This is a genomic window from Amycolatopsis sp. NPDC050768, assembly GCF_040654155.1.
In the GTDB taxonomy this organism is placed as follows: domain Bacteria; phylum Actinomycetota; class Actinomycetes; order Mycobacteriales; family Pseudonocardiaceae; genus Amycolatopsis.
In genome coordinates this window covers 331,423-356,744 of record NZ_JBFAHL010000002.1, presented here as the reverse complement: position 1 = coordinate 356,744, position 25,322 = coordinate 331,423, and the positions used below count along the sequence as shown (strand labels likewise).

23 protein-coding genes are annotated in these 25,322 nt (G+C 71.8%); 12 read left to right on the top strand and 11 right to left on the bottom strand.

What is annotated here, in order from left to right; genetic code table 11:
* Positions 1–117: 117 nt before the first annotated feature.
* Positions 118–378 carry a 30S ribosomal protein S20 gene (rpsT, locus tag AB0H62_RS08930; protein ID WP_220242854.1) on the bottom strand — a complete coding sequence of 87 codons (261 nt, stop codon included), beginning with the start codon at positions 376–378 and terminating at the stop codon, positions 118–120.
* Between the two features lie 378 nt (positions 379–756).
* Here rpsT and AB0H62_RS08925 point away from each other — a divergent pair, with 378 nt between their 5' ends.
* Both AB0H62_RS08925 and AB0H62_RS08920 read left to right on the top strand, forming a co-directional pair.
* Positions 757–1,620, top strand: a complete 864-nt coding sequence (locus AB0H62_RS08925; protein WP_220242853.1) for an EamA family transporter — start codon at positions 757–759, stop codon at positions 1,618–1,620.
* Between the two features lie 22 nt (positions 1,621–1,642).
* Positions 1,643–2,017, top strand: a complete 375-nt coding sequence (locus AB0H62_RS08920; protein WP_220242852.1) for a VOC family protein — start codon at positions 1,643–1,645, stop codon at positions 2,015–2,017.
* A 482-nt stretch (positions 2,018–2,499) separates the two neighbouring features.
* Here AB0H62_RS08920 and AB0H62_RS08915 read toward each other — a convergent pair whose 3' ends face one another.
* The 9 genes from AB0H62_RS08915 to AB0H62_RS08875 all read right to left on the bottom strand — a co-directional run bounded on the left by AB0H62_RS08915 (position 2,500) and on the right by AB0H62_RS08875 (position 11,791).
* Positions 2,500–3,183, bottom strand: coding sequence for an SDR family NAD(P)-dependent oxidoreductase (locus AB0H62_RS08915; protein WP_220242851.1), 684 nt, complete (start codon positions 3,181–3,183; stop codon positions 2,500–2,502).
* Complete coding sequence (locus tag AB0H62_RS08910) at positions 3,180–4,523, bottom strand: MmgE/PrpD family protein (RefSeq protein ID WP_360585072.1); 1,344 nt, start codon at positions 4,521–4,523, stop codon at positions 3,180–3,182. Before AB0H62_RS08910 ends, AB0H62_RS08915 begins: the two co-directional genes overlap by 4 nt.
* A 26-nt stretch (positions 4,524–4,549) precedes the next feature.
* Complete coding sequence (locus AB0H62_RS08905) at positions 4,550–5,539, bottom strand: tripartite tricarboxylate transporter substrate binding protein (RefSeq protein ID WP_360585070.1); 990 nt, start codon at positions 5,537–5,539, stop codon at positions 4,550–4,552.
* Between the two features lie 13 nt (positions 5,540–5,552).
* Positions 5,553–7,076, bottom strand: a complete 1,524-nt coding sequence (locus AB0H62_RS08900) for a tripartite tricarboxylate transporter permease (protein WP_220242848.1) — start codon at positions 7,074–7,076, stop codon at positions 5,553–5,555.
* 42 nt (positions 7,077–7,118) lie between these two features.
* Positions 7,119–7,949 carry a tripartite tricarboxylate transporter TctB family protein gene (locus AB0H62_RS08895; RefSeq protein ID WP_360585067.1) on the bottom strand — a complete coding sequence of 277 codons (831 nt, stop codon included), beginning with the start codon at positions 7,947–7,949 and terminating at the stop codon, positions 7,119–7,121.
* A 197-nt stretch (positions 7,950–8,146) separates the two neighbouring features.
* Positions 8,147–8,752 (bottom strand): MmgE/PrpD family protein, encoded by a 606-nt coding sequence (locus AB0H62_RS08890; RefSeq protein WP_360585065.1) that lies wholly within the window; start codon positions 8,750–8,752, stop codon positions 8,147–8,149.
* On the bottom strand, positions 8,752–10,095 hold the full coding sequence (locus AB0H62_RS08885; RefSeq protein ID WP_360585063.1) for an MmgE/PrpD family protein: 1,344 nt from the start codon (positions 10,093–10,095) through the stop codon (positions 8,752–8,754). The genes AB0H62_RS08890 and AB0H62_RS08885 overlap by 1 nt, the downstream gene beginning before the upstream one ends.
* A 75-nt stretch (positions 10,096–10,170) precedes the next feature.
* A complete protein-coding gene (locus tag AB0H62_RS08880; RefSeq protein WP_360585060.1) occupies positions 10,171–11,076 on the bottom strand; it encodes a LysR family transcriptional regulator in 906 nt (301 codons plus the stop codon).
* A 106-nt stretch (positions 11,077–11,182) separates the two neighbouring features.
* Complete coding sequence (locus AB0H62_RS08875; protein WP_220242843.1) at positions 11,183–11,791, bottom strand: class I SAM-dependent methyltransferase; 609 nt, start codon at positions 11,789–11,791, stop codon at positions 11,183–11,185.
* 117 nt (positions 11,792–11,908) lie between these two features.
* Here AB0H62_RS08875 and lepA point away from each other — a divergent pair, with 117 nt between their 5' ends.
* Entirely contained in the window at positions 11,909–13,759 is a 1,851-nt protein-coding gene (lepA, locus tag AB0H62_RS08870; protein WP_220242842.1) for a translation elongation factor 4, read from the top strand.
* 41 nt (positions 13,760–13,800) lie between these two features.
* Here lepA and AB0H62_RS08865 read toward each other — a convergent pair whose 3' ends face one another.
* Complete coding sequence (locus tag AB0H62_RS08865) at positions 13,801–14,247, bottom strand: pyridoxamine 5'-phosphate oxidase family protein (protein WP_360585058.1); 447 nt, start codon at positions 14,245–14,247, stop codon at positions 13,801–13,803.
* A 291-nt stretch (positions 14,248–14,538) separates the two neighbouring features.
* Between AB0H62_RS08865 and AB0H62_RS08860 the strand changes: the two genes are divergently transcribed.
* From AB0H62_RS08860 to AB0H62_RS08820, 9 genes are all read left to right on the top strand, one after another.
* Positions 14,539–15,303 carry a GntR family transcriptional regulator gene (locus AB0H62_RS08860; protein ID WP_220242840.1) on the top strand — a complete coding sequence of 255 codons (765 nt, stop codon included), beginning with the start codon at positions 14,539–14,541 and terminating at the stop codon, positions 15,301–15,303.
* Positions 15,303–16,247: an ABC transporter permease gene (locus tag AB0H62_RS08855; RefSeq protein WP_220242839.1), complete on the top strand. Its 945-nt coding sequence runs from the start codon at positions 15,303–15,305 to the stop codon at positions 16,245–16,247. Before AB0H62_RS08860 ends, AB0H62_RS08855 begins: the two co-directional genes overlap by 1 nt.
* Before the next feature lie 55 nt (positions 16,248–16,302).
* A complete protein-coding gene (locus AB0H62_RS08850; RefSeq protein ID WP_220242838.1) occupies positions 16,303–17,196 on the top strand; it encodes an ABC transporter permease in 894 nt (297 codons plus the stop codon).
* On the top strand, positions 17,193–18,191 hold the full coding sequence (locus AB0H62_RS08845; RefSeq protein WP_360585055.1) for an ABC transporter ATP-binding protein: 999 nt from the start codon (positions 17,193–17,195) through the stop codon (positions 18,189–18,191). Before AB0H62_RS08850 ends, AB0H62_RS08845 begins: the two co-directional genes overlap by 4 nt.
* Positions 18,191–19,132: an ABC transporter ATP-binding protein gene (locus AB0H62_RS08840; protein WP_360585053.1), complete on the top strand. Its 942-nt coding sequence runs from the start codon at positions 18,191–18,193 to the stop codon at positions 19,130–19,132. Before AB0H62_RS08845 ends, AB0H62_RS08840 begins: the two co-directional genes overlap by 1 nt.
* Positions 19,133–19,217: 85 nt before the next feature.
* Entirely contained in the window at positions 19,218–20,828 is a 1,611-nt protein-coding gene (locus AB0H62_RS08835) for an ABC transporter substrate-binding protein (protein WP_360585051.1), read from the top strand.
* 25 nt (positions 20,829–20,853) lie between these two features.
* On the top strand, positions 20,854–22,461 hold the full coding sequence (locus tag AB0H62_RS08830; RefSeq protein ID WP_220242834.1) for an amidase family protein: 1,608 nt from the start codon (positions 20,854–20,856) through the stop codon (positions 22,459–22,461).
* The gene (locus AB0H62_RS08825; RefSeq protein ID WP_360585049.1) at positions 22,458–23,906 is read left to right on the top strand and encodes an MFS transporter; all 1,449 of its coding nucleotides are present in this window, start codon (positions 22,458–22,460) and stop codon (positions 23,904–23,906) included. Before AB0H62_RS08830 ends, AB0H62_RS08825 begins: the two co-directional genes overlap by 4 nt.
* Complete coding sequence (locus AB0H62_RS08820) at positions 23,903–25,312, top strand: amidase (RefSeq protein ID WP_360585047.1); 1,410 nt, start codon at positions 23,903–23,905, stop codon at positions 25,310–25,312. The genes AB0H62_RS08825 and AB0H62_RS08820 overlap by 4 nt, the downstream gene beginning before the upstream one ends.
* Positions 25,313–25,322 lie beyond the last annotated feature (10 nt).

Below are 25,322 nucleotides of genomic sequence, written 5' to 3'. Positions count from 1 at the left end.
GCCGCGGTATCTCAGCGCACAGGCACGCTGCGCGCAGGGGGCGGGAGAGCGCACGAAAAAGCCCGGCGACAGTCGGTCACCGGGCCCTTTCAGGTCTGGCAGGGTGCTGCGATCAGCTCAGAGCTGGTTCGCGCGCTTCGCGAGAGCCGACTTCTTGTTGGCGGCCTGGTTGGCGTGGATGACGCCCTTGGTGACGGCCTTGTCGAGCTTGCGGGCGGCGTCGCGCTGGAGTTCGAGGGCCTTGGTCTTGTCGCCGGAGTCGGCGGCCTCACGGAACTTGCGGATCGCGGTCTTCACCGAGGAGCGGATCGCCAGGTTGCGCTGACGGGCCTTCTCGTTGGTGGTGATGCGCTTGATCTGGGACTTGATGTTGGCCATGAAGGCGTCCTGCTTTCGTCTCGGTGAAGGTCGCTGCCGCGTCGAAGTGGCTCCGGGCGCCTGGTGTGAAGACAGGCGCGGCCGGGTTTCCTCCCTGACGGAATGCCGCACGGCAACGACGGGAAAGTCTAACAGGCCAGCTCGCGGGCCCCTCGGGCGGCCCGGAGTGATCGGTTCGGCTACCGTGGAGAACGTAGTGCCTAGGGTTCCGCTGCCGGCCCGCCGCACCAACGCGAGAGTAAGACGCAAGACAACCAGGGCCGGCGGGACAGGTCCGAGCGGCACCATCGGCGCGGCCCGACGCCCGCCGTTCATCTGACGGGACAAAAGCCTGGAGGACCCGGCCTTCCGCGTGCGCGGAAGACTCGAAGGGGTCCAGTGAACACCACAGCTCTGTCGTTCGTCCTCATCGCCGCTGTCGTGCACGCGGGGTGGAACCTCGCCGCCAAGCGCGTCACCTTCGGCGGGCCGCGGTTCGTGTGGCTGTACTACACCGTCTCCGCCGTGGTGCTGCTCCCCGTGGTCATCACGGCACTCCTGGTCGAAAACGAACGTCCACAGTGGACCTGGCTGCTCGCCGCCGGGGTGACGGCCGTGCTGCACGTGGCGTACGGCACAGTGCTGCAGCGCGGGTACGCCGTCGGCGACCTGTCGATCGTCTACCCGCTAGCGCGCGGCACCGGGCCGCTGCTGTCGGTGCTGGCGGCGGTGCTCGTGCTGCACGAGCACCCCGGCGTGCTGGGCCTGATCGGGGCGTTCCTCGTGGTGGCGGGCGTGCTGGTGATCAGCCTTGGCGGCAGCGAGGCCGACGTCAAAGCGCGCCGCGCCGGTGTGTTCTACGGCGTGCTCACCGGGGCGACCATCGCGGCCTACACGCTCTGGGACGCCCACTCAGTGACGACGCTCGCGGTGCCGCCCCTCGTGTACTTCGGCTGCGGCGCGCTGGTGCAGAGCGTGCTGCTGGCGCCCGCGGCCCTGCGTGACCGGGCCGAGGTCGCGAAGCTGTGGCGCGAGCACCGCAAGGAGACGCTGATCGTCGGGATCGCCTCGCCCGCGGCGTACCTGCTGGTGCTGTACGCGCTGCGGATGGCGCCGGTCAGCCTGGTCGCGCCGGCGCGGGAGCTGTCGATCGTGCTGGGCGGGCTCGCGGCGTGGTTCGTGCTCGGTGAGCGGCACGCGGCGCGCCGGCTGGTGGGCTCGCTGGTGGTGCTGGCCGGGATCGTCGCGATTGCGGTGGCCTGAGCCACTCGGGTAGGCAGGACGCATGGACGTACTGAGCAGCCGGGTGCTGATCCACCCGCGCGACCTGGAGGCCTCGACCGCGTTCTACCGGGACACGCTCGGGCTGGCGATCCAGCGCGAGTTCCCCGGTGGCACGGTCTTCTTCGCGGGCGGCGGTTCGATCGAGGTCGTGGGCAGCAACGACGCCACTCCCTCCACGGCCGTCGACCTGTGGCTGCAGGTCCGCGACCTGCCGGCGACGCTCGAGGAGCTGGCCGCACGCGGCGTCACGCCGGTCCGCGGGGCGCGCCGCGAGCCGTGGGGGCTGGACGAGGCCTGGATCACCGACCCGGACGGCCTGCGCATCGTCCTGGTGCAGGTGCCGCCCGACCACCCGCTGCGGACGGACTCGCGCTAGGCGTGGGCCAGTGGCGAGGTCACGAAGCGAATCGTGGCCTCGCGGCAGCGTGAGCGGCGGAGGCAGGCCTGACCGGGCCACGGGCTGGGTGCCCCGACACAGACGGTGCCGCGCGTGTGACGGCGCGCCACCGCGTGCCGCGTCCGGCGACACCCGGCCCCGATCGGCGGGCAGGTGATCCGGGCCGGCAGGACCATCGCAATCCGCTACGAGCGGGGCCGGCCCGGTGGGCTGGTCGGCCTGCACGTCGAAACGGCCGGCCGGATCCCCGGCGAGCCCACGGCTGTGCCCGGCGGGAAGCCACCCGTGACCGCGGCGTCAAGATCGGATACGACTACCTCCACTCCCGCCTGGCTCGCTCCGGGATCCACGCCGACGGGTAAGACCGACCTGCGCCGGGTGTCTGGCCGGCGCGATCACTTACGCCGCTGACCAGGGCATCTTCGGCGAAACGGAAAAGGGTCGACCGCCTCGACCGCACCCTAGGCCTCCGGCGGCCCCACCGAGATCAGCTGTCCGGTCACGTGCCCGGCCGCCGGGGACGCGAGGAACGCGACGGTCGCGGCCACGCGCTCGCGGCGCAGCTCCGACTCGGCTGCGTCGGGAGCGTTCATCCGACCCGGGGACACGGCGTTCACCGTGATCCCTTCGGCGGCGTAGGCGGCGGAGAGGGCCTTGGTCAGCCCGACAACCCCGTGCTTGGCGGCGGAGAGGTGCACCCGCGACGGATCACCGCGCAGGGCGTTGGCCCCGATCATCGAGACGATGCGGCCACCGCCCGCGCGGCGCAAGTGCGGGAGGACGGCGTGGGCGCAGTGGAAAGCGCCGTCGAGGGTCACCGAGCGCACCGCCGCCCATTCGGCGAGCGTCAGTTCGTCGAACGGGACGCGGGTGCGCAGCGCGGCATTGTTCACCAGCACCCGCACCGGGCCGAGCTCGGCGGCCCGCTCGACCATGCCGGCGACGGCGGCCGGATCGGCGACGTCCGCGACCAGCCCGAGGGCCGGCACCCCGAGCGCGGCGATCTCCCCGGCGGTCTGCTGCGCCGTCGCGTGGTCCGAACCCGCGGTCACCACCACGCCGAAGCCGTCGGCGGCCAGCGCGAGCGCGATCGCACGGCCGAGGTTGCGCACGCCGCCCGTGACGATCGCGATCGGCGGGGTCACGAGACCGCTCCCGTCCGCCGGACCAGCGCGGCGAAGTCTTCGTCCGCGCCGATCCGCCAACAGAGGTCTAGCAGCTCCCGGGCCGGTTCCGCGCCCAACCGCGGCGCCGCGGTGTCGAGGAACTTCGCTGCGAGGTCGTCGTCCGGCAGCGGGTTGTCCGGCGTGCCGCGGTTGTCCGCCACGGACTCGGTGAACAGCTGCCCGTCGGAGGTCGTGACGGTGACGACGGCACCGCGTTTCGTCAGCGTGGGGTCGGCCACGACCGTGACCCGTTCCCGCACCTGCGTGAGGACCGGGTCGGTCGCGCCGGCGTCGCTGAAGTGCTCGAGTCCCGGCCGCTGTGCCACCAGGGCCACCGCCGCGCCGTGGGTGAGGCTGAACTTCGCGTCGAGACCCGTCCGGGGCCGCACCTTCCCGGTCACGGTCGCGGCGTAGGGGTGCACTCGTGCCTCCACTTCGGACACTTCCTCGGCCGTGAAGCCGTGGCGTGCGCGCAACGTCCGGATCGCGTCGAGCGTGGGATGGGTGAGCGAGCCGCTCGGGTAGGCCTTGTACCCGTTGGCCAGGAGGTGCCACGTCTCGTGGAGGTCTTCGGTGAGCCGGTCCGGTTTGGGCGCCGGCGAGAGCACCGCCAGGAATCCGCGCTCCCCCTCCAGGATGTCGGTGGAAGACGTGAATCCTTCGGCCGCGGCCAGCCCGGCCAGCAGGCCGTCCATCGCGGCCTTACCGGGGTGCAGGGCCTTTCCGTCGGTGCCGTAGACGTTCTTCAGCCCCGCGGCCTGTGTCCCCGCTGTCCCGAACGCCTGCGCCGTCACGTCCGGCGCCAGGCCGAGCAGATTCGCCGCGGCGGCCGCCGCGCCCAGGTGCCCGGTCGTGCCGGTGACATGCCAGCCCGCCTCGTAGTGTTCCGGTCCTGCCGCGAGCCCGACCCGGGTCTCCGTCTCGAATCCGGCGACGAACGCGGCCAACGCCCGAGCGCCGCCGATCGGTGCCTGCTCGGCCGCCGCGAAGACCACCGGCCACACCGGCGCCGAACCGTGCACGGTCGTGCCACCGGGGTTGAACGTGTCGTCGTAGTCCTCGACGTGCGAGGCGAACCCGTTCACCAGAGCCGCGAACGGCGCCGAAGCCCGCTCGCGGCGGCCGATGAGCGTGGTGGTCCCGGGGCCGACGCGGGCGGCCACCCGCACCAGCGCCCCGGTTCCCGTCGCGGAGGCGCCCGCGAGCGCACACGCCAGCCAGTCGATGAGCGCACGACGGGCCTCGTGCACCACCTGTTCCGGCAGCTCCTCGTAAGCCAGAGCCGACGCGAATGCCGCCAGCGACCGGGTCTCGTCCACCTTTTCCCTCTCCTGTCGGTCTTCCGTCACCGCGAAGCCAGCCCCAGCTGGTCCACCAGCTTCTTCAGCGAAGCCTGCTGCTGCGCCAGGTAGGTCCGGAACTGGTTCGCGTCCAGGAACTTGGTCACGTCACCGTCCGACTCGGCGTACTTCTTCCAGTCCGGTTGCGTGCTCAGCTTCCGCAGCTGCTCCTGGTAGTAGGCCACGGTCTGCGCCGGCATGTCCGGCGGGCCCATGAAACCGCGGAACTCCTCGGGCAGGCCTTCGCTCGGCACGCCCTCCTCGGCCAGCGTCGGCACGTTCGGCAGCGCTGCCAGCCGCTTGTCGCCGACCGCCCCGATCACGCGGATCGCACCGGCCCGCACCTGCTCGCTGAAGTCGCCGGTGGACCCGATCATCATCTGGGCGTCGCCCCGCAGCAGCGACGCGATGCGCTGGCCGCTGTCGGAGAACGTCAGGAAGCTCCACTTCGTCTTGGTCCTCGACTGAAGTGCCTGTCCGGTCAGGGAATCCGTCGCGGTGACGGAGCCACCGACCTGCACGAGCCCGTCGGGGTGGGCGCGCGCGTCGGCGATGAAGTCGGCCGCCGTGCGGTACTTCGAGTCCGCCCGCACGGCCATCACCTGCGGCTCGACCAGCAGGCCGGCGATGGGCTGAACGTCGGAGACCGACACCGCGGCTCCGTCGAGGGTCAGCGGCGTGACGATCCACGTCGGGGTGATGGCCGCGATGGTGTCCTCACGGCCACGCCGGCCTTTGAGGTACGACATCGCGCCGATACCGGAGCCGGCGGTCTCGTTGCGGACCGGCCAGTTGGCGTCGATCAGCTTGTCGTCCTGGAGCATCTTCACGACCTGCCGGGCGAAGACGTCGCTGCCCCCGCCCGGACCGGTGTGGACCACCACCTCGGTCCGGCTCGGCACCCCGTTCGCGGAGTGCCGCTGCGCGATGCCGCAGCCGCTGAGGATCAGCGTCATCGCCGCGAGGCAGGCGCCCAATCTCAGGGAAGTGCGCATGGGATCTCCTTGTTCAGTGGGTGGCCACGGGCTGGGGCACCGCGGCCCGCGTGGCGCGGCGCCGCCGCCCGGTCACGGCGAGTGCGATGGCGGCCAGCACGGCCACGCCGAGGATCACCGCGGCGATCGGCCGTTGCACGAAGATCAGCGGGCTGTTCTTCGACAGCACCAGTGACTGGCGCACCGCGTTCTCCGCCATCGGCCCCAGCACGAAAGCCATCAGCATCGGCGCCGCGGGCACCCCCAGCTTCCGGAAGACGTAGCCGACCACTCCGAACACGGCGAGCAGCGCGACGTCGAACATGGAGCTGCGGATGCTGTACACACCCACCACGGCCAGCACCAGGATCGCCGGGTAGAGCACCCAGTAGGGCACCTTCAGCAGCTTCACCCAGATCGGGATCATCGGCAGGTTCAGGATCAGGAGCGCGACGTTGCCGATGTAGAGGCTCGCGATCACCGGCCAGCCGATCTCCGGGTGCTCGGTGAAGAGCAGCGGCCCGGGCTGCAGGCCGTACAACAGCAGCGCGGCCAGCATCACGGCCGTGCTCGCCGTGCCGGGCAGGCCGAGGGTGAGCAACGGGATCATCGCGCCACCGGACTCGGAGTTGTTCGCCGCCTCCGGCCCGGCCACGCCTTCCATGGCGCCCTTGCCGAACCGCTCCGGCGTCCGTGAGGTGCGCTTGACCAGCGTGTACGACAGGAAGGACGCGACGGTCGAGCCGCCACCGGGCAGCGCGCCGACGAGGAAGCCGAGCACCGAACCCAGCGTGATCGCGCCCGAGCTCTGGCGCAGGTCGGCTTTGCTGGGCAGCAGTTCGCGGAACTTGGACGGCATGGTGAACAGCGGCCGTCCGCTCGCCTTCTCCACGTTGACCAGCACCTCGGCGACGGCGAACAGGCCCACGGACAGCGTGATGAACTCGATGCCGTCCGACATCGTGACGCTGCCGAAGGTCAGCCGCTGCTGCCCGGTGAACAGGTCGATGCCCACAGTGGACAGGAGCAGGCCCAGCCCCATCGAGATGAAACCCTTCAACGGCGATTCACTGGCCATCATGATCACCAGCAGCAGCGCGAACACCATCAGCGCGGCGTACTCCGGCGGGCCGAAGTCCACGGCCAGCTTGGCCACGACCGGTGCCGTGAACGTCAATGCGACCACGCCGACCGTGCTGGCGATGAAACCGGAGATCGCCGACATCCCCATCGCGGGTCCCGCGCGGCCCTTCTTCGCGAGTTCGTGGCCGTCCAGGCAGAGCACCACGGACGAGGGTTCAGTCGGGATGTTCAGCAGGATCGCCGTGGTCGATCCGGCGAACTTCGCACCGTGATAGATGCCGGCCATCAGGATCAGGCCGGTCGCCGGTTGGAGGCTCGTGGTCAGCGGCAGCAGGATCGCGAGCGTCGCGGGCGGGCCGAGCCCGGGCAGGATGCCGACGAGCGTGCCCACCACCACGCCGACCGCCACCCAGAACAGGTTCGTCGGGGTGAGCGCGGCGGCGAAGCCGTCGAGGAGGTTGTTCAAGGCGCCCATGGAACTCTCCTTTGAGACCAGCTGAGGGCAAGCAGGGCGGGATCAGACGGGGAAGAGAATCGACTCGGGCAGCTCGACTCCGAGCACGACCGAGAACAGCAGGTAGACCAGAGCCGGCACGAGCACCACCGCGAGCACTGGGCGGAACCCGCGGATGCGCTCCACCCCGAACACCAGGAAGGCGACCAGCGCGGCCATCGCGGGCGCGAAGCCGAGCAACACGAGCAACGGAATCGAGACGACGAACGCCAGCCACACGGTGACCACCCGCCGGAACCCCCGCGGATCGACGGTCTCACCGTCTTCCTTCGGCTCCGCGCGCACCGGCCGGACGAGCGTCAGGACCGTCAGCCAGATCCCCAACACGACCAGCAACGCCGCGATCAGATCCGGGAACAACCCCGGCCCGGGCTGGCCGCTCTTGCCGAACTTCGCCAGCCCGGCGGCGTCGACGAGCGCCGCCACCCCGACCGCCACGGACACGACCCCGAACACGACTTGTCCGATCGCGAAGCGGTCCAGGCGGGGCACGCCTTCGGGGCCGGCGGCCGTGGCCTCCGCGATCGTGGCGCCGGGCGGGGTGGCGACTTCCGCCGGCCGACCGTCCGTGGCGACCGCCGCGGCGGTGCCCCGAATCCGGGATTCACCGGACTCTCCCGCCGCGGTGTCACGCGAACCCGCGGCCTCCGAATTCCCGCTGAAACCGGCACTTTCCCCACCTGCGGCGCCATCCGACGCCACAGCCTCCGGGCTTTCCGTACCGCCGGCGATGCCCGCCGCGGCATTTCCCGGCACCGCGGACCCGGAACCACCGGTGCCCGGACTTGGTGTGCCGCCGCCCTTGTTCACAGCCGGGGCGGCCTCGCGTGCCACCGCGGTCTCGGAACCACCGGCACCCTCCGCCGCACCCGCCACGACGGGCGCGACTTCCGGGCTTCCGGTGTCACCGGTGGCTGCCGGTGGGTCCGTCCTCGTCGGACGGTTCCCGTTCCGGCGGGCTCCCGGGCTGCGCTGCACAGGTTCCTCGCTGCTCACCGTGTTCTCGCCTTCGCTCGGTTGTGCTCGGACGGCTACCGGGGCGCCGACATCAGCGCGTACAGGCCGCGGCGGCCCGCCAGGGGGTCCTCGGCGGCGGTGAAGCCGTTGCGGGCCATGAGTGCTGCCTCCACACCCGTGGCGGCGGCACGGCCGACCTGCACGGCGCCCAGCGGGGAGCCGACGACGGACTGCAGGCCCGAGGCTTGGGTGGCGGCGATGCCGACGGCGTAGCGGAGCGCGGAGTCCCGCAGACCGAGCACGCGGGCGGCCGCCGCCGCTGCGCCGACGACGCCCGCGGTGGTTTCGAGGCACCAGCCGGCCGTGACGTGCTGGGGGCCGAGGGCATCGGCGACCGCCTGGGCGACCGCGGAGCCGGCGACGACCGCGTCGGCGTCGGCGTCGAGAGCGGCGGCCGCGGCCAGCGCCGCGGCCCACTCGACTTCGGGCCGCAGATTCGCCGCTGCGGCGCCGTAGAGCCAGGCACGGCCCGTCGAGCGGGACGCCGAAGCGCCCAGCACGCCGCTCAGCACCGGGTCCGGCGAGGCGGCCCGGACCTGTGCCAGTGCCCCGGCTGCCTTAGTGCGTGCCGTTTCGTCGACCGGTGCGTACACCAGTTCCAGCACCGCGTCCGTCCCCATCACTTCGCCACCTCCGGTCGCACTGCCTCGATCACCGCGTCGATTCCGGGCGCACCGGGAAGGCCGTCGACAGCCGCCTCGATCTTGCGGGCGGCGCCGGCGCCCAGCACCGGTTCGACCAGCCGGTCGACCTTGGTGAAGAGTTCTTCGTCGGTCAGCGGGCGCGCCATGCTGCCGCGCGCGTGTTCGATGTGGACTTCCACGGGCTCGGCACCGGCACGCTCCACGCGGATCGTCGCCGAGTCCCGGGGGCAGTCGGGGGTGGGCACGAGCTCGGTCAGCGCCCGCAGCCGGGTCACGTCCTCGTCGATCGCCCGCTCGTCGGAGAACTGCCGCAGCCCGACCTCGCCGTCGAGCAGGCCGACCGCCGCGGCGTGCCGCGCGCTGAACCGCGCCTGCAGGCCGTCCGCGGGCTGCAACCGGCCCATCAGCTCCGGCACCAGCGGGTGACAGCTGATCCGCACAGCGGTGATCGCGCCCGGATCGCCGACGGCCGCGGAAGCGCCGATCGCCGCGTCGATCGCGGGATGCGCGACGATCCCGCACGGATACGGCTTGAACGCGTTGTACTCCAGCTCCCACGTGCCGGCCCAGTCGCGCCGCAGCTCGTCGTAGTCGGGCTCGGAGAACACCGGCAGCACCCCACCGGGTCCCAGCGGATCCTCGGGGGCGGTCAGCCCGGCGGCGGCCAGGCGGGCCGCGAAGACGCCCACCGCCGCGGCCTTGCCGGGGTGCAACGGTTTGGTCATGGAGCCGAACGCCTCGCGCTGGCCCAGCGTGCCGGTCGACGCGATCCCGAGAGCGTGACCGAGCTGGTCGGCGTCGAGCCCCAGCAGGTGCGCGGCGGCGACGGCCGCGCCGAACACGCCGCACGTGCCGGTGATGTGCCAGCCGTAGTCGTAGTGGCTGGGCGAGATCGCGACACCGATCCGCAGCTGCGCCTCGCACCCGAGGGCGAACGCCTCGAGCGCGGTCGCGCCGTCGGGTGCCGTTTCGGGCGCCAGCGCCAGCACCGCGGCGAGCACGGCCGCGCCGGGGTGGATCACCGTGGCGAGATGGGTGTCGTCGAAGTCGTCGAGGTGGGCGGCGGTGCCCACGACGGTCGCGGCCCACTCGGGGTCGAGCAGCTCCGCCCGCCCGGGGACCGGCACGGCACCGGCGGCGCCGAGCTCCTCCGCCGTGGCGAGCAGCGCCTCGACCGCGGGGGTCCGAGCCGCGCCGATCGCCGTGCCCAGCACGTTGAACAGACTGCGTCGCGCGGCTCGCGACACCGTTTCGGGCAGCGGAGCGTCCGCCGCCTTCCGCACGTTCGCGCAGAAGACTTGCGTTGTTACGAATGGCATGCGGCGAGCATTCCGCCCCGCCCGCGGCCGAACAACGCCAACCTCACGCCCCAATCATTGCGTTTTGCACAATGATCAAACGACGCTCCCCTGCGCCACCGCTACCTTCGCGAGCACTCGGACCATGGCGGCGACGGCCGACTTCTTCGGATGCGCCAGGAAGACCGTCCGGTGCCCGCTTTGGTCGTCGATCGGGATCCGCGTCACCCGGGGATGGTGGTGGTCGGCCATCCGGCCCGGCACCACGGACACCCCCAGACCGGCGCCCACCATCGACTCGACGATGAACGGATCGCTGCCCTCGACCGCGATCCGCGGCACGAATCCGGCCCGGGCGCACGCGTTGGCCATGTGGGTGCGGCTGCTGGACCCGGACGCCATCGCGACGAACGGCCGGTTCCGCGCCGTCCGCAGCGCCACCGAGCCGTGTGCCGCGAGCGGGTCGCCCGCCGGCACCGCGAGCAGCAACGGCTCGCTGAACAACGGCAGCACCACGATGTCGGGATCGGTGGGCGGGGTGGAGCCGAAGATCACGTCGGCGTCGCCGCGCAGCAGGTGGGTCACCACCTCCGTCGCCGACGTCTGGTGGCAGCGGAACCGCAGGTCGGGATTCCGTTCCAGCACCTTCGCCAGCACCGTCGGCACGAATCCGAGGCCGAGCGAGTAGGTGTGCGCGATCCGCAGCACCTGCTGGGGACCGCCGGCTTCTTCCCGCGTCTTGGCGACGACGTCCGAGCGGGCCCGCAGCACCATGCTCGCCTCCTGCGCGAGGACGTGCCCGGCGTGCCTCAGCCGCACCCGTCGCCCGGCCTGTTCGACGAGCGCGACCCCGAGCTTGCGCTCCAGCCCCCGCACACTGCGTTGCACCGTCGCGGTGTTCAACCCCAGGTCCTCGCCGGCCTGGGCGAAGTGCTCGCGCCGTGCGAAGGCGATGAAAACCTCGAGGTCGTGGAACGAGACGTCGTCGGCACCGTGTATCACCCTCCCGTTCTACCTGCCCGGTGCCTCTCCGTCGCCGACCGGCACGACCCAGCGGGGTGGGCTCGCGCCGTCGCGAGCGGCCGCGCCGCGAAGGCGGAGACTCGCGCTAGGGCTTGCGAGCCCGCAGCTGCGCCGCCAGCGTCGCGAAGCCCGGGGGTTCCCAGGTCCACGTCTGGAGGTCGGTGAAGCCCGCCGCGGTGACTTCGGCGGCCAGGGCGTGGCGGGGGATGGGCAGCCATTTCTCGTGGGCCGACAGCAGGAGCCGGCCACCGGGGCGCAGTACGCGGAACAGCTCGGCGAAGCCGGCCGCACGGTCGGGCCAGAGCTGGACGTTGTTGACGCTGAGCACGGCGTCCACCGACGAATCGAGCGAGCCCGTGGCGGCCGCCGTGCCACTCCGCAGCTCCACGCGGTCGCCGCAGCGTTCGTGGCACAGGACGCGCATCTCGGGCGAAGGTTCGACGCCGATGGTTTTGCCCGCGAGGCGGCTCGCGGCGTCGAGGCCGATACCTGGGCCGGGGCCCACGACCAGCACGGTTTCGTCGGGTTCGAGGCGGGCCAGTGCCACGAGACGGCGTTCGGTGGCGGCGTTGGCGCGGGACATCAGCCGGCCGCCGACACGGCCCAGCAGGCCGCTGGGGTGGCCGAACGCCCGGTCGAGGGCGCTGTCCAAGGCGCTGTCGAACGCGCCCGGGGGAGGGTTTGGAGTGCTCATCCTTCGAGGTCACCACCAGCCCGGCGCGCTCGCATCGGGGATGACCCCCAACCGCACCCGGAGGTCCATGGGACGATAGGAAGCGGCCACCCCCGACCTTTCCCGAGGACCACACGAGTGACAGCGCCCAAGACGTTCGCCGACACCACCTTCACGCCGCCGGAACTGATCCGCAACTTCTGCATCATCGCCCACATCGACCACGGCAAGTCGACGCTGGCGGACCGCATGCTGCAGCTCACCGGCGTCGTCGAGGAACGGGCGATGCGCGCGCAGTACCTCGACCGGATGGACATCGAGCGTGAGCGCGGCATCACGATCAAGGCCCAGAACGTCCGGCTGCCCTGGCAGGTCCAGGGCCAGGACCACGTGCTGCACATGATCGACACCCCCGGCCACGTGGACTTCACCTACGAGGTCTCGCGCGCCCTGGAGGCGTGCGAAGGCGCGGTCCTGCTGGTCGACGCCGCGCAGGGCATCGAGGCGCAGACGCTGGCCAACCTCTACCTGGCGCTGGAGAACAACCTCCAGATCATCCCGGTGCTCAACAAGATCGACCTGCCCTCGGCCGACCCGGACAAGTACGCCGCCGAGCTCGCGCACATCATCGGCTGCGAGCCCACCGACGTGTTGCGCGTCTCGGCGAAGACGGGCGTCGGCGTCGGCGCGCTACTCGACGAGGTCGTGCGCCAGGTCCCGGCGCCGGTCGGCGACGCGGACGCCCCGGCGCGCGCGATGATCTTCGACTCGGTCTACGACACCTACCGCGGCGTCGTCACCTACATCCGTGTGGTCGACGGCAAGATCACCCCGCGCGAGAAGATCCGCATGATGTCCACCGGCGCGACCCACGAGCTGCTGGAGGTCGGCATCATCTCGCCGGAGCCCAAGCCCAGCAAGGGCCTCGGCGTCGGCGAGGTGGGCTACCTGATCACCGGTGTGAAGGACGTCCGCCAGTCGAAGGTCGGCGACACCGTGACCTCCGAACGCCACGGCGCCACCAAACCGCTCGCCGGCTACCGCGAGCCGAAGCCGATGGTCTACTCGGGCCTCTACCCGGTCGACGGCTCCGACTACCCGGAGCTGCGCGAGGCACTGGAGAAGCTGCAGCTCAACGACGCGGCGCTCGCCTACGAGCCGGAGACCTCGGTCGCGCTGGGCTTCGGCTTCCGCTGCGGCTTCCTCGGCCTGCTGCACCTGGAGATCACGCGCGACCGCCTCGAGCGCGAGTTCGGCCTCGACCTGATCTCCACCGCGCCCAACGTGGTCTACCGCGTGGTGCTCGAAGACCGCAGCGAGATCGTCGTCACCAACCCGTCGGACTGGCCGACCGGGCTCAAGATCTCCGAGGTCCACGAGCCGGTGTCGAAGGTGAGCATCCTCGCGCCGAGCGAGTTCGTCGGCACGATCATGGAGCTGTGCCAGAGCAAGCGCGGTGTGCTGCTCGGCATGGACTACCTGTCCGAAGACCGCGTGGAGCTGCGCTACAACATCCCGCTCGCGGAGATCATCTTCGACTTCTTCGACACGCTGAAGTCGCGCACCCGTGGGTACGCCTCGCTCGACTACGAAGAGGCGGGCGACCAGGTCGCCGAGCTGGTGAAGGTCGACATCCTGCTGCAGGGCGAGACCGTGGACGCGTTCTCGGCGATCGTGCACAAGGACGCCGCCTACGGCTACGGCAACCGGATGGCGACGCGGCTGCGCGAGCTGATCCCGCGCCAGCAGTTCGAGGTGCCGATCCAGGCGGCCATCGGCTCGCGCATCATCGCGCGTGAGACGATCCGCGCGATCCGCAAGGACGTGCTCGCCAAGTGCTACGGCGGTGACATCTCGCGTAAGCGCAAGCTGCTCGAGAAGCAGAAGGAAGGCAAGAAGCGCATGAAGACCGTGGGCCGGGTCGAGGTCCCGCAGGAGGCCTTCGTCGCGGCTCTGTCCACTGAGGACAGCGGCAAGAGCAAGAAGTAGAAGAAGGCGAGCCCGCCCGGTGCGGGCTCGCCTTCGGGGTTTCAGCGGTTGCCGATGATCCGATCAGCCGCGACGAACACCGCGACCCGGCGCTCTTCGGCCATCACGCGGTCGTACTCGGCCCAGTCGTCGTGGGTACCGGTGGCGGCCTTGAACACGTCGCGCAGCAGCGTCGGCAGGCCGGCCTGGTCGAAGGCCGCGTCGGGGTTGTCGGGGCCGACGAGGTGGGTCGCCCCGGTCACCGACACCCAGTCCCAGCCGCGGCGGAACGTGAGCGTCGCGTGCCCGGCGGTGCGCAACAGCTTGAGCTTGTAGGCCCCGCCCATCGCCACGAAGGCGACGCCGGGTTTGCCCGTGACGGGGTCGTCGAACACCCCGGCGTTGACGACGGACGAGTGCACCGTCCCGTCGGCGCGGGTGGTCGAGACGGTCGCGAGGCCGTTCTCCTGCAAGGACAGCTTGCGGACGTGCTCCAGATCGGCGGTCATGTCGCACACCAACGCCGCGGCACGCGAGCCTCTTCCCCGCTCACCCGCCTGAGCGCGCCGGCGACCGCGCAAGCCCGGCACCGAGAACGTGCCTCACCGACCGGTCACGAGATCGACTACGGCGACAGGGCGGGGAAACTTCCGGCCGGACGGTGCGCCGATCCCGCGTATCGGCGCCCGGCGGTGGGTTACGCGCAGGTCAGCCCGATCTCCGCCAGGGTGCTTCCGGCTTAACGACGGCGTTACGCTTCCGGCCTTCCGGACAATCGGCAGCGAGCGCACCCTTCCTGCATGAAGCAGGCCAGGATGGATCCGCGGACCAAGCGTCGCCTGAGCGCTGCCCGCCGGGTGCGAGATCTGCTCCGGGCGGCCATCGTGCACGAGGAGTTCCCCGCAGGGGCACTGCCGGGCGAGGCCGAACTCATGTTGTCCTTCTCGGCCAGTCGTCAGGTCATCCGCGACGCGCTGGCGCTCCTGCGAGAGGAAGGGCTTGTCAAACGTGTGCAGGGGACGGGCACGTTCTCCGTCGCGTCCAAGGTGCGGCACGCCTTCAGCCACCTGCACGGCCCGGAACCGGCGCTGGAACGGGTGTCCCACCAGATCCTCGCGATCGCTCAAGAGGTGGCCGCGCCGCGCGTCGCCGACCGGCTGGGCCTGCCGGTGGGCGCCGAGTGCGGCGTGATCGAGTACCTCGCCGTGCTGGGGACCGAACCGTATTACGCCTGCACGGCCTACGTGCCGCTGCCGCTGCTCGGGGTGGTGCGGCACGGGCGGACCGTGACGGAGTGGTACTCGGTCTACGAGGCGGCCGGGTTCGAGCTCGGCGTGACCGACCAGGCGGTGGAGGCGATCGTCGCCGACGACGAGGCCGGCGCGGTGCTCGACGTGCCGGCGGGCGCGCCACTGATGCTGTTCGAACGGCTCGTCCGCGATCGCAGCGGGCGGCCTCTGGAGTACGCGTTCGCCAGGGTGCGGGGCGACCGCATCGCACTGCTGGCCCAACTGCCCCGACACCGCCGGCAACGTCGCCTGCCCCAAGCCGCGCAGGAGGCGTGATGCCCGGTTATCTCGGACGACGGCTGCTGATGACGATCCCGATCCTGATCGGCGTCTCGATCGTCATCTTCGCCACCATCAAGATCATCCCCGGCGACCCGGTCGCCTCGATGCTCGGCCCGACCGGCAGCCCGGAGGCGCGAGCGGCCCTGCACGCGCGGCTCGGGCTCGACAACCCGTTGCCGGTGCAGTACTTCTCCTGGCTCGGCCACACCCTCACCGGAGATTTCGGCACCAGCATCACCCGCCACGACGCGGTCGCGCCGATCGTGCTCGACGCGCTGGTGAACACGCTCGTCCTCACCGTCGCCGCCGGCGCGCTGGCGATCGTGCTGGGCCTGCTCGTCGGTGCCCTGACCGGCCTGCGCCGCACCGGCATCGCGGCCCGGCTCGGCAACGCGTTCGCGCTGTTCTCGATCTCCGTGCCGCAGTACTCCATCGGCCTGCTGCTGATCATCTACCTCGCGTCGAACGCGGGCCTGTTTCCCGTCAGCGGCATGCACAACCCGAACGGCGATGGCGGATTCGTCGACCTGGTCAACCATCTCATCCTGCCCGCCGTCACCGCGGCGCTGGTTCCCGCGGGGATCATCGCGCGGATGTTCCGCTCTTCGGTGCTCGACGTGATGAGCATGGACTTCGTCGAGGCGCTCACCGCGCGCGGACTTTCGCGGGCCCGGGTGATGCGCCACGCGTTCCACAACACCGTGCCGTCTCTGCTGACCGTGGCGGGCCTGCAGGTCGGCTACCTGCTCGGCGGCGTCGTGTTCGTGGAGGCGGTGTTCGCGTGGCCGGGCATCGGGCTGCTGGTCTACCAGTCGATCACCCAGCGCGACCTGCCGGTGATCCAAGCGGGCGTGCTGGTCTCCGCGTTCGCGTTCGTGCTGATCAACCTCGTGGTCGACGCGCTGCACGGCCTCGTCGACCCCCGCATCCGCACCTGACGGCAGCGTCGCCGGTCCCGTCCCCACCGACCGAACTCCTCGAGGAGTGTCTTCGATGACCGCACTGACCGAACCGGCGCCGGCCGCGTCGCTGCCCCATACCGCCCCGGCGGCCGCCCCGGCGCGCAGGCGCCGCCGGATGACGGTGAGCGCCACCGTCGCCGCCGCGGTGGTCCTCCTGATCGTGCTCACCGCCCTCGTCGGGCCGCTGCTGGCCGGCGACCCGATCGCGGGCGACACCGCGCACCGGCTGCTGCCGGCCGGCACCCCGGGCCATCTCCTCGGCACCGACGGTCAAGGCCGCGACGTGCTCGCCCGCCTGGTCGACGGAACCCGCCTGTCGCTGCTGGCCGGCCTGGTCCCGGTGGCGTTCGCCGCGCTCGTCGGCACCGGGCTCGGGGTCACGGCGGGCCTGTCCGGCAGGTGGGGCCAGCGGCTGATCATGCGCACGCTGGACGTGTTCTACGCGTTCCCGGCGGTGCTGCTCGCGGTCGCGATCGCCGCCGCGCTCGGGTCCGGGCTGTCCAACGCGATCATCGCGCTCGCGGTGATCCTCGTGCCGCCGGTGGCGCGTGTCGCGGAGACGGAGACGCGGCGGCTGGTGGACCTGGACTACATGGAGGCGGCGCGGGCGAGCGGTGCCACCCGTTCGGCCATCGCGCTGCGGCAGGTGTTGCCCAACGTCGCCCCGCCGGTCGTCGTGTACTGCACGGCGCTGATCGGACTGTCCATTGTGTACGCGGCCGGGCTGAGTTTCCTCGGCCTGGGGATCTCCCCACCGACCCCGGAGTGGGGCCTCATGGTCAGTGAGCACACGCAGTACATCTACTCCGCGCCGTTCCTGGCCGCGATCCCCGCGCTGGCCATCCTCGTCGCGTCGGTCGCGTTCAACGTCCTCGGCGACGGCCTGCGGGATCTGCTCGACGTGCGGGCGGAGGCGCGGGCATGAACGCGAGCGTTTCCCCGCCCCTGGCGGTCGAGGATCTCACCACGACGTTCGTCTCCCGGCACCGCCGGACCGAGGTCGTGCGCGGGGTGTCGTTCACCATCGGCCGCGGCGAGACGATGATGCTGCTCGGCGAGAGCGGCAGCGGCAAGTCCGTGACCGCCCGCTCGATCATGCGGCTCTACGGATCCACCGCCGAACTCGGTGGCAGCGTGCGGCTGAGCGGCCGCGAGCTCACCGGGCTCGCGGAGCCGCAGCTGCGCGACCTCCGCGGCGGGCAGATTGCGCTGGTGCCCCAGGACCCCACGGGTGCTCTCGACCCGTTGCGCCGCATCGGAGCGCAACTGGCCGAAGTGCTCGCCGCTCACGGTGTGGAGCGCGTGAAGACCGCGGCCCGGCGGCGAGCCGAGGAACTGCTGGCGCTGGTCGGCATCCCCGACCCGAAACGCGTGGCCGGCAGCTATCCGCACGAGTTGTCCGGCGGCATGCGCCAGCGCGCGGTGATCGCGATCGCGGTGAGCTGCGACCCGCAGGTGCTCATCGCCGACGAGCCCACCACGGCACTCGACGTGACCGTGCAGGCGCAGATCCTCGAGCTCATCGCCGACCTGCAACAGCGGCTCGGCATGGCGGTGCTGATGGTCACCCACGACGTCGGCGTCGCCGCGGACTTCGGGGGCCGGGTCGGCGTGATGTACGCGGGCCGGCTCGTCGAGGAAGGGCCCGCGCACGAGGTGCTCTCCGCCCCACGCCACCCGTACACCGCCGGGCTGCTGGACTCGCTGCCCACGCCCGGTGTCGCCCGGGGCGCGCTGCACTCGATCGTCGGGGCACCGCCCGCGGTCGGCGCGTTCCCCGACGGCTGTGCCTTCGCCCCGCGCTGCCCCCAGGCCCGGCCGTCGTGCGCGGAGGCCGATCCCGCGCTGACCGCTGTGGCCGAGGACCGGTCGGCGGCCTGCCCCGTGGTGAACCCGGAACCGGCGTCGGTGGTGGCGTGATGGCCGACGAGCTGCTGCGGGCCGAGGGCCTGACCAAGACGTTCGGCAACGGGGTGCGGGCCGTCTCCGACGTGTCCCTGACCGTCCACAAGGGAGAGACACTCGGCGTGGTCGGCGAGTCCGGCTGCGGGAAGTCCACCACCGGGAAGATGCTGCTGGGCCTGCTGTCGCCGGACAGTGGCGCCGTGACGTTCGACGGCGTGCCGCTGGCCGGGCTGAGCCGCCCGCGGATGCGAGCGCTGCGGGCCCGGCTGCAGGTGGTACCCCAGAACCCGCAGACGTCGCTGAACCCCCGGCTGCGCGTGCGCCAGTCGATCGAGTTCAACCTCCGGGCGCACGGGGTCGAACGCGGTGCGCGCCGGCCGCGCGTGCTGGAGCTGCTGGAGCGCGTCGGGCTCACCGCGGCGCAGGCGGAACGGTTCCCGCACGAGCTCTCCGGCGGCCAGCTGCAGCGCGTCGCGATCGCCCGCGCGCTGGCCACGGGGCCGGACCTGGTCGTGTGCGACGAAGCGGTGTCCGCTTTGGACAAGAGCGTGCAGGCCCAGGTGCTCAACCTGCTCGCCGACCTGCAGGCCGAGACCGGCGTCGCGTTCCTGTTCATCTCCCACGACCTCGCCGTGGTGGAGCACATCTCCGACCGGGTGGCCGTGATGTACCTCGGCCGGGTCGTGGAACTGGCCCCGGCGCGCGAGTTGTGGGCCACCCCGCGCCACCCGTACACCGAGGCCCTGCTGTCGGCGACCCCGGGACAGGGCCGCGAGCGCATCGTGCTCGCCGGCGACCTGCCCAACCCGGCCGCCCCACCGTCCGGCTGCGGGTTCCGCACGCGCTGCCCGGTCGCGGAACCGGCCTGCACGACCGACTGGCCGGCGCTCACCGAGGCGGCACCCGGCCATCGGGCGGCCTGCGTTCACGTGAGCCCGGTGGCCGTACCGGGCTGACCCCGGCACTCACCTCTTGCCCAGCGGCCTCGCCGGCCGCCGGGCCGACCCCGCACGCCCTCGACCCCTGCCGAGAGGAAAACCCTTGTCCCCCAACCGTTACTTCGCCCAGCGGAGAGGACGAACCGCGCTGCTCGGCGCGTTCGCCGCCGCCGTTTCGCTCCTGCTGTCCGCCTGCGGCGGCAGCGCCACCGCCGGCAGCTCCGGCGGCAACACGCTCACCATCGGGATGACCGCGTCCGACATCCCCGTGCTCGACACCGGTCTCGCCCAGGGCCAGGGCTACGAGGGCTTGCGCTTCGTGGCCAACCAGCTCTTCGACGGGCTGACGAAGTTCGACCTGACCAAGGACAACCAGATCCCGAAGATCACCCCCGACCTCGCCCAATCCTGGACGCCCAATGCCGACCTGACGAGCTGGACGTTCAAGCTGCGGGCCGGAGTGACCTTCCACGACGGCACGCCGTGGAACGCGGACGCGGCGCTGTTCAACCTCGACCGCTACACGAACAAGAACAGCCCGCAGTACTACCAGGAGCTCAACGCCCAGGGCGGGCTGTCGATCGCCGGGATCAAGAGCTACCACAAGGTCGACGACCTGACGATCGTGATCGACACCAACGGCCCGTGGGCCTACCTGCCCAGCGATCTGGCGACAGTGTACTTCGCCAGCCCCACCGCGGTGAAGGCCGAAGGCAACCAGGGCTTCGCCGAGAAGCCGGTGGGCACCGGGCCGTTCAAGTTCGACTCGCTCGTGCGCGGTCAGCGCATGGTCATGCTGGCCAACGACAAGTACTGGGCCGGCCGGCCCAAGGTCGACAAGGTGATCCTGCGCCCGATCCCCGACCCGACCGCGCGCGTGGCGGCGCTGCGCTCCGGTGAGGTCAACTGGATCGAGGTGCCGCCGCCGGACGACGTGCCGAACCTGAAGTCACAGGGCTTCCAGGTGCTGACCAACTCCTACGACCACATCTGGCCGTGGGTCTACAACCTCACGAAGCCGCCGTTCACCAACGTGAAGGTCCGCGAAGCGCTCAACTGGGCGATCAACCGCCAGGCGCTGGTCGACAACATCCTCAAGGGCACCGCCGAACCCGCGCTCGGCTTCGTGCCGCACGCCAACGCGGCGTACGAACGCGCCGACGACTCCTACGGCTACGACCCGGCGAAGGCCAAGCAGCTGCTCGCGGAAGCGGGCTACCCCAACGGGTTCACCATGACGCTGTCCTACCCGACGAGCGGTTCGGGCAACATGGTCCCCACCCCGATGAACACGGCACTGCAGGCCGATCTCGCCAAGGTGGGCGTCAAGGTCCAGCTCAAGCCCATCGAGTGGGCGGCCATGCTGACCGACTTCTTCAGCGGCAAGATCCCGGACAACGCCGACGCCCTCAACATCTCGCTGAGCTACCAGCAGGAAGGCTTCTGGCGCAACTGGTTCGGCACCGGCTCGACGGCCAACGCGGGCAAGTACACCAACCCCCAGGTCGACGCGCTGTTCGCCAAGGCGCGCACGGTGCTCGACGACCAAGCGCGGGCGAGCCTCTACTCGCAGGCCGCGCAGATCCTCGCGAAGGACTCGCCGTGGCTGGTCGTGGTCGACGACCGCAACCCGCGCGTGCTCTCGCCCAGCGTGCACGGCTTCGTGCAGGCGCAGTCCTGGTTCGCCGACCTCACCCAGCTGTCGGTCGGCTGACCGACCCCATCGAAAGGAGACCGCCATGGCGATGCCCCGCGGCCGCATCCGCGGCTTCGTGCGCAGGCCGACGCCGCAGGAGCTGTCGGACCTCGGCGCGACCGAGCACATGTCCCTCACCCCGCGTGAAGCCGAGCAGTACGCGCAGATCCTCGACCAGACCTTCGCCGGCGTCGACCGGCTGGACGAACTGCACGCGCCCGCCCCGCCGTTGACCTGGACCGAGCGCGATCCCGGCGGCCCGGTCGACGACGCCGAAGACCCGTTCCACGCGTTCATCCGGCGCTGTCACGTGAAAGGCGCGCCGGACGGGCCGCTCGCGGGACTCACCGTGGGCGTCAAGGACAACCTCGCCGTGGCGGGGGTGCCGATCACCAACGCGTCGCGAACGCTGAACTACACGCCGACGTCCGACGCGGTCGTGGTGTCGCGGCTGCTCGCCGCCGGCGCCGACGTCGTCGGCAAGACGAACCTGGACGACTTCTCCACGTCCGGCACCGGCGAGTCGAGCTGGTACGGCCCGGCCCGCAACGCCGTGGACCCCACCCGCTCGGCCGGCGGCTCGTCGGGGGGCTCGGGGTCGGCGGTCCGCTCGGGTGCGGTCGATCTCGCGGTCGGCGTCGACGAGGGCGGGTCGGCCCGGATTCCCGCGTCCTTCAACGGAATCGTCAGCATCAAACCGACGCAGGGCCTGGTTCCCTCGCACGGGCTGACGTACATGGACCACACGATCGACGCGGTGTGCCCCATGGCGGGCACGGTCGAGCTGACCGCCCGGATGCTCGACGTGATGAGCGGGCACTCCGATCTCGACCCGCAGTGGGTCCGGGGTACCCCCGTGCCGACGAACGCCGTCGCGGCCCTCGGCGAGGGGGTGGGCGGGCTGCGGATCGGCGTGGTGACCGAAGGCCGCGACCCGGCTCTGTGCGAACCGGGCGTGCTCGCCGCGTTCGAGTCTTCGTGCGCCGCGCTGGAGGCCGCCGGCGCGACCGTGACCCCTGTATCCGTTCCCCTGTGGACGGACGCGTGGGCGATCGAAACCACGCTGCTGCTGCACCTGGCGTGGCTCAACGCCCAGTCCGACGGCGCCGGCTACGCCCACCTCGGCGAGGTGGACGTGGAGCGGACCCACGCCTTCGGCCTGGTCCGCCGGCTCGAGGCGGACTCGTTCCCGCCGTTCTTCAAGGTGTGGCTGCTGGGCGGAAGGTACTTGCACGACAAGTACTTCTCCACCTACTTCGCCAAGGCCGCGAATCTGCGCCGGGCCCTGACCGCGCAGCTCGACGCCGCGTTCGCGGGGTTCGACCTGCTCGTCACCCCGACCACGCCGCAGGTCGCGCCGGTGCTGCTGGACCGGCCCGCCGAAGACCTGGAGCTGCTCGCGCGCGGCACCACGATGGTCAGCAACACCTGCGTGCTCAACCTGACCGGGCACCCGGCGCTGGCCGTTCCGAGCGGCACGGACCCGGAAACCTCGATGCCGACGTCGATCCAGATCATCGCGCCGCGGTGGCAGGACACGCTGACGTTCCGGGCGGGCGCGGTCGTGGAGGACGCGGCCGGCGTGATGCCGGGCGGCGTCGCGGCGCAGCGGGCCAGCCGGCCCGAACCGCAGCCGGCCGGTTCGCGGTGATCGAAACCGTGCCCCCGCGGGCACCCGTGTCCGCCCCGGTGCCCGTCTCCGGGGCGGACACCCGCCGCCGCTTCCACCTCGTCGTCGTGGGGGCCGGGGTCGGGTTCGGGCTGACCGCGCCGTTCACCGCGCTGCTCGTGGTGGGGCTCGGCGGATCGCCGTCGTGGGCGGCCTTCGTGGTCTCCTCGATCGGGCTTTCCCTGCTGCTGGTGGACTTCCTCGGCACCCGGTTCGTGCCGAGGGTGTCCTCCCGCACCGCGCTCACGGTTTCGTTGCTGGTGTTCGGTGTCGGCTGCCTGCTCTCGGCCGCCACCACCAGCTGGGAGATCGTCGGGCTCGCACGGGTGCTGCAGGGCTTCGGCACGGCGCTGTTCATGGGCGGCGGGATCGCCCTCGCCGTCCGGCTCGTCGGCGAGCGGGTGCGCGGGAGCGCGATCGGCACGTTCAACGCGTTCTGGTTCCTCGGCGTCGCGACCGGGCCGCTCGGCGGCGGCCTGATCGCGGCGGTGGCGCCCGGGCCCGCCGGGTTGCGGCTGCTGTTCGGCGTGTGCGGCGTGGTGAACCTGGCCGGCGCGGTGGCGGCGTGGTTCCTCGCTCCCCGCTGGGTTTCCGCCGTGCGGCCCCGGCTCGGGCTGCCCGCGGGCCTCGGGGTGCGCGGCCGCCGGCTGTGGTCGGTGCTCGTGCTGACCGGGCTCGGGCAGGCGGTGCGCTCCGGGCTCGCGCTGACCCTCGTGCCGCTGCTGGGCGCGCAGCTCGGCATGGGCTGGGTCGCCTTGGGGCTGGCGTTGTTCGCGCTGTCGGTCACCGACGTCGCCGCGATGCACTTCGGCGGCCGGTTCGGCGACCGCCACGGCCGGCTGCTCCCGCTGGCGGCGGCGCTGGCGTGGGGCACCGTCGCTGTGCTGGCGCTCGCCACCGTGGTCCGCGGCCCGGTCGCGTTCGCCTTCGGAGCGCTCGCCGCCGGCGTCACCGTCGGCACGACCTGGGTCATCCCGGCCGCGATGACCGTCGACCTCGCCGAGGACCCGGACACCGCGCTCGCCGCGTACCGGATCGCCTGTGACATCGGGATGCTCGCCGGCGGACTGCTCGCCGGAGCGGGCATCGCCGTCGGCGGCGTGCACACCGCGCTGGCGGCCACGGCCGCCTGCCTCTTCGGCGGGCTCCTGCTCACCCTCACCGTCCGGGAGACGCTGCCCCGCCGCCCCCACCTGTCCGTCGTCAAGGAGGAATCCGTGCCCCTGCCCTCACCCGAGGAGTTCGCCGTGTTCGCCGCGAACTCCGACATCACGCTCACCCCGGAGCGCCTCGCGCAGGCCTACGCCACGCACACCCACTACCGGGCGGACCTGGAACGCCTGCGGCGCCTGCCCCTGCCGTTCACCGAGCCGGTCAGCGAACCGGCCACCGCGCTCGCCTGGATCACCAAGGGAGGCACAGCATGACCGACCTCGCCGACCTCACCGCGACGGAGCTGCTCGCCGCGTTCGCCGCCGGCACCGCGACACCGAGCGAAGCCGTCGCGGCCTGCCTGGCCCGGATCGAGGCCACCGACCCCGGCCTCAACTCGATCATCACCCTCCTCGCCGACTCGGCGCGCGTGAAAGCGGCCGAATCCGACGCGCGCTGGCGGGAGGGCACCGCCCGCCCGCTGGAGGGAGTGCCCTACGGCCTCAAGGACATCGTCGCCACGGCCGGGATCCGGACCACCGGTGGCTCGGCCCTGTACCGGGACCACGTGCCCGAGACCGACGCGGTGCTCGCGGCCCGGCTCGCCGACGCCGGCGGGGTGCCGCTCGCCAAGCTCGCCACCTTCGAGTTCGCCTGCGGGGGCGCGGTGAACAAGACCTTCGGCCCCACCCGGAACCCGTGGGACCCGCGGCGCACCACCGGCGGATCGTCGTCCGGCTCCGGCGCGGCGGTCGCGGCGGGCCAGGTGCCGCTGGCGATCGGCACCGACACCGGCGGCTCCATCCGCATCCCGAGCGCGTTCTGCGGGATCACCGGGCTCAAGGCGACCTACGGCCGCGTGCCCCGCCACGGCGTGATGGGCCTGTCCTGGACCATGGACCACGCCGGGCCGATGACCCGCAGTGTCGCCGACGCCGCGCTGATGCTCGACGTGATCGCCGGGCCTGACCCGCTCGACCCGACGGCCCTGCCCGCCCAGGACAGTCCGTTCAGCGCGGCGGTGGGCCGGGACGTCAGCGGGCTGCGGGTCGCCCGGGATCGCGCGTTCCTCGAAGGTGACCTGCACCCCGCGGTCGCCGAGGCGTACGAGTCGGCGCTCGGCGAGCTGACCGGGCTCGGCGTGGAACTCGTCGACGTGGAGCTGCCGACGTTCGACCTCGCCGCCGTCGCGGGCTGGTGGATCATCTACGCCGAAATGCTCTCCCTGCACGAAGACCACGTGTCCGGGATCGAGGACCGCGACGAGATGGGCGCGTCGCTGCTGGGCGCGGCCCCGTTCGTCAGCGCCGCGGACTACCTGCGGGCGCTGCGGCTGCGCCCGGTGTTCCAGCGGGAGCTCGAGGCCGCGATGGCGGGCTGCGCGGCGCTCGTGACGCCCGGTCTGAGCGCGCTGCCCCCGTTCATCGCCTCCGAGATGACGTCGGACCTCGGGAACCGCGAGGTGCCGTGGCTCGATGCCGCCTGCCGGACGAGCGTGCCGTTCAACCTCACCGGTTCCCCGGCGCTGGTGGTGCCCTCGGGCGAGATCGGCGGACTGCCGGGGAGCCTGCAGTTCGTGGGTCGCCCGCGTGACGAGGCCACGTTGTTCGCCCTCGGCGGCGCCTACCAGGCCGCCACCACCCACCACCTGCGCCGCCCGGCCCTGCCCGCGGCTGCCTGAGGAGGACGCG

Bases quoted from the DNA above. Each gene is read 5' to 3' on its own strand.
- AB0H62_RS08860 (WP_220242840.1), top strand. From the start codon at position 14,539: ATGAAGCAGGCCAGGATGGATCCGCGGACCAAGCGTCGCCTGAGCGCT.
- AB0H62_RS08845 (WP_360585055.1), top strand. From the start codon at position 17,193: ATGAACGCGAGCGTTTCCCCGCCCCTGGCGGTCGAGGATCTCACCACG.
- AB0H62_RS08905 (WP_360585070.1), bottom strand. From the start codon at position 5,539: ATGCGCACTTCCCTGAGATTGGGCGCCTGCCTCGCGGCGATGACGCTG.
- AB0H62_RS08875 (WP_220242843.1), bottom strand. From the start codon at position 11,791: ATGAGCACTCCAAACCCTCCCCCGGGCGCGTTCGACAGCGCCTTGGAC.
- AB0H62_RS08865 (WP_360585058.1), bottom strand. From the start codon at position 14,247: ATGACCGCCGATCTGGAGCACGTCCGCAAGCTGTCCTTGCAGGAGAAC.
- AB0H62_RS08850 (WP_220242838.1), top strand. From the start codon at position 16,303: ATGACCGCACTGACCGAACCGGCGCCGGCCGCGTCGCTGCCCCATACC.
- AB0H62_RS08890 (WP_360585065.1), bottom strand. From the start codon at position 8,752: ATGGGGACGGACGCGGTGCTGGAACTGGTGTACGCACCGGTCGACGAA.
- AB0H62_RS08840 (WP_360585053.1), top strand. From the start codon at position 18,191: ATGGCCGACGAGCTGCTGCGGGCCGAGGGCCTGACCAAGACGTTCGGC.
- rpsT (WP_220242854.1), bottom strand. From the start codon at position 378: ATGGCCAACATCAAGTCCCAGATCAAGCGCATCACCACCAACGAGAAG.
- AB0H62_RS08855 (WP_220242839.1), top strand. From the start codon at position 15,303: ATGCCCGGTTATCTCGGACGACGGCTGCTGATGACGATCCCGATCCTG.
- AB0H62_RS08900 (WP_220242848.1), bottom strand. From the start codon at position 7,076: ATGGGCGCCTTGAACAACCTCCTCGACGGCTTCGCCGCCGCGCTCACC.
- AB0H62_RS08885 (WP_360585063.1), bottom strand. From the start codon at position 10,095: ATGCCATTCGTAACAACGCAAGTCTTCTGCGCGAACGTGCGGAAGGCG.
- AB0H62_RS08920 (WP_220242852.1), top strand. From the start codon at position 1,643: ATGGACGTACTGAGCAGCCGGGTGCTGATCCACCCGCGCGACCTGGAG.
- AB0H62_RS08830 (WP_220242834.1), top strand. From the start codon at position 20,854: ATGGCGATGCCCCGCGGCCGCATCCGCGGCTTCGTGCGCAGGCCGACG.
- AB0H62_RS08820 (WP_360585047.1), top strand. From the start codon at position 23,903: ATGACCGACCTCGCCGACCTCACCGCGACGGAGCTGCTCGCCGCGTTC.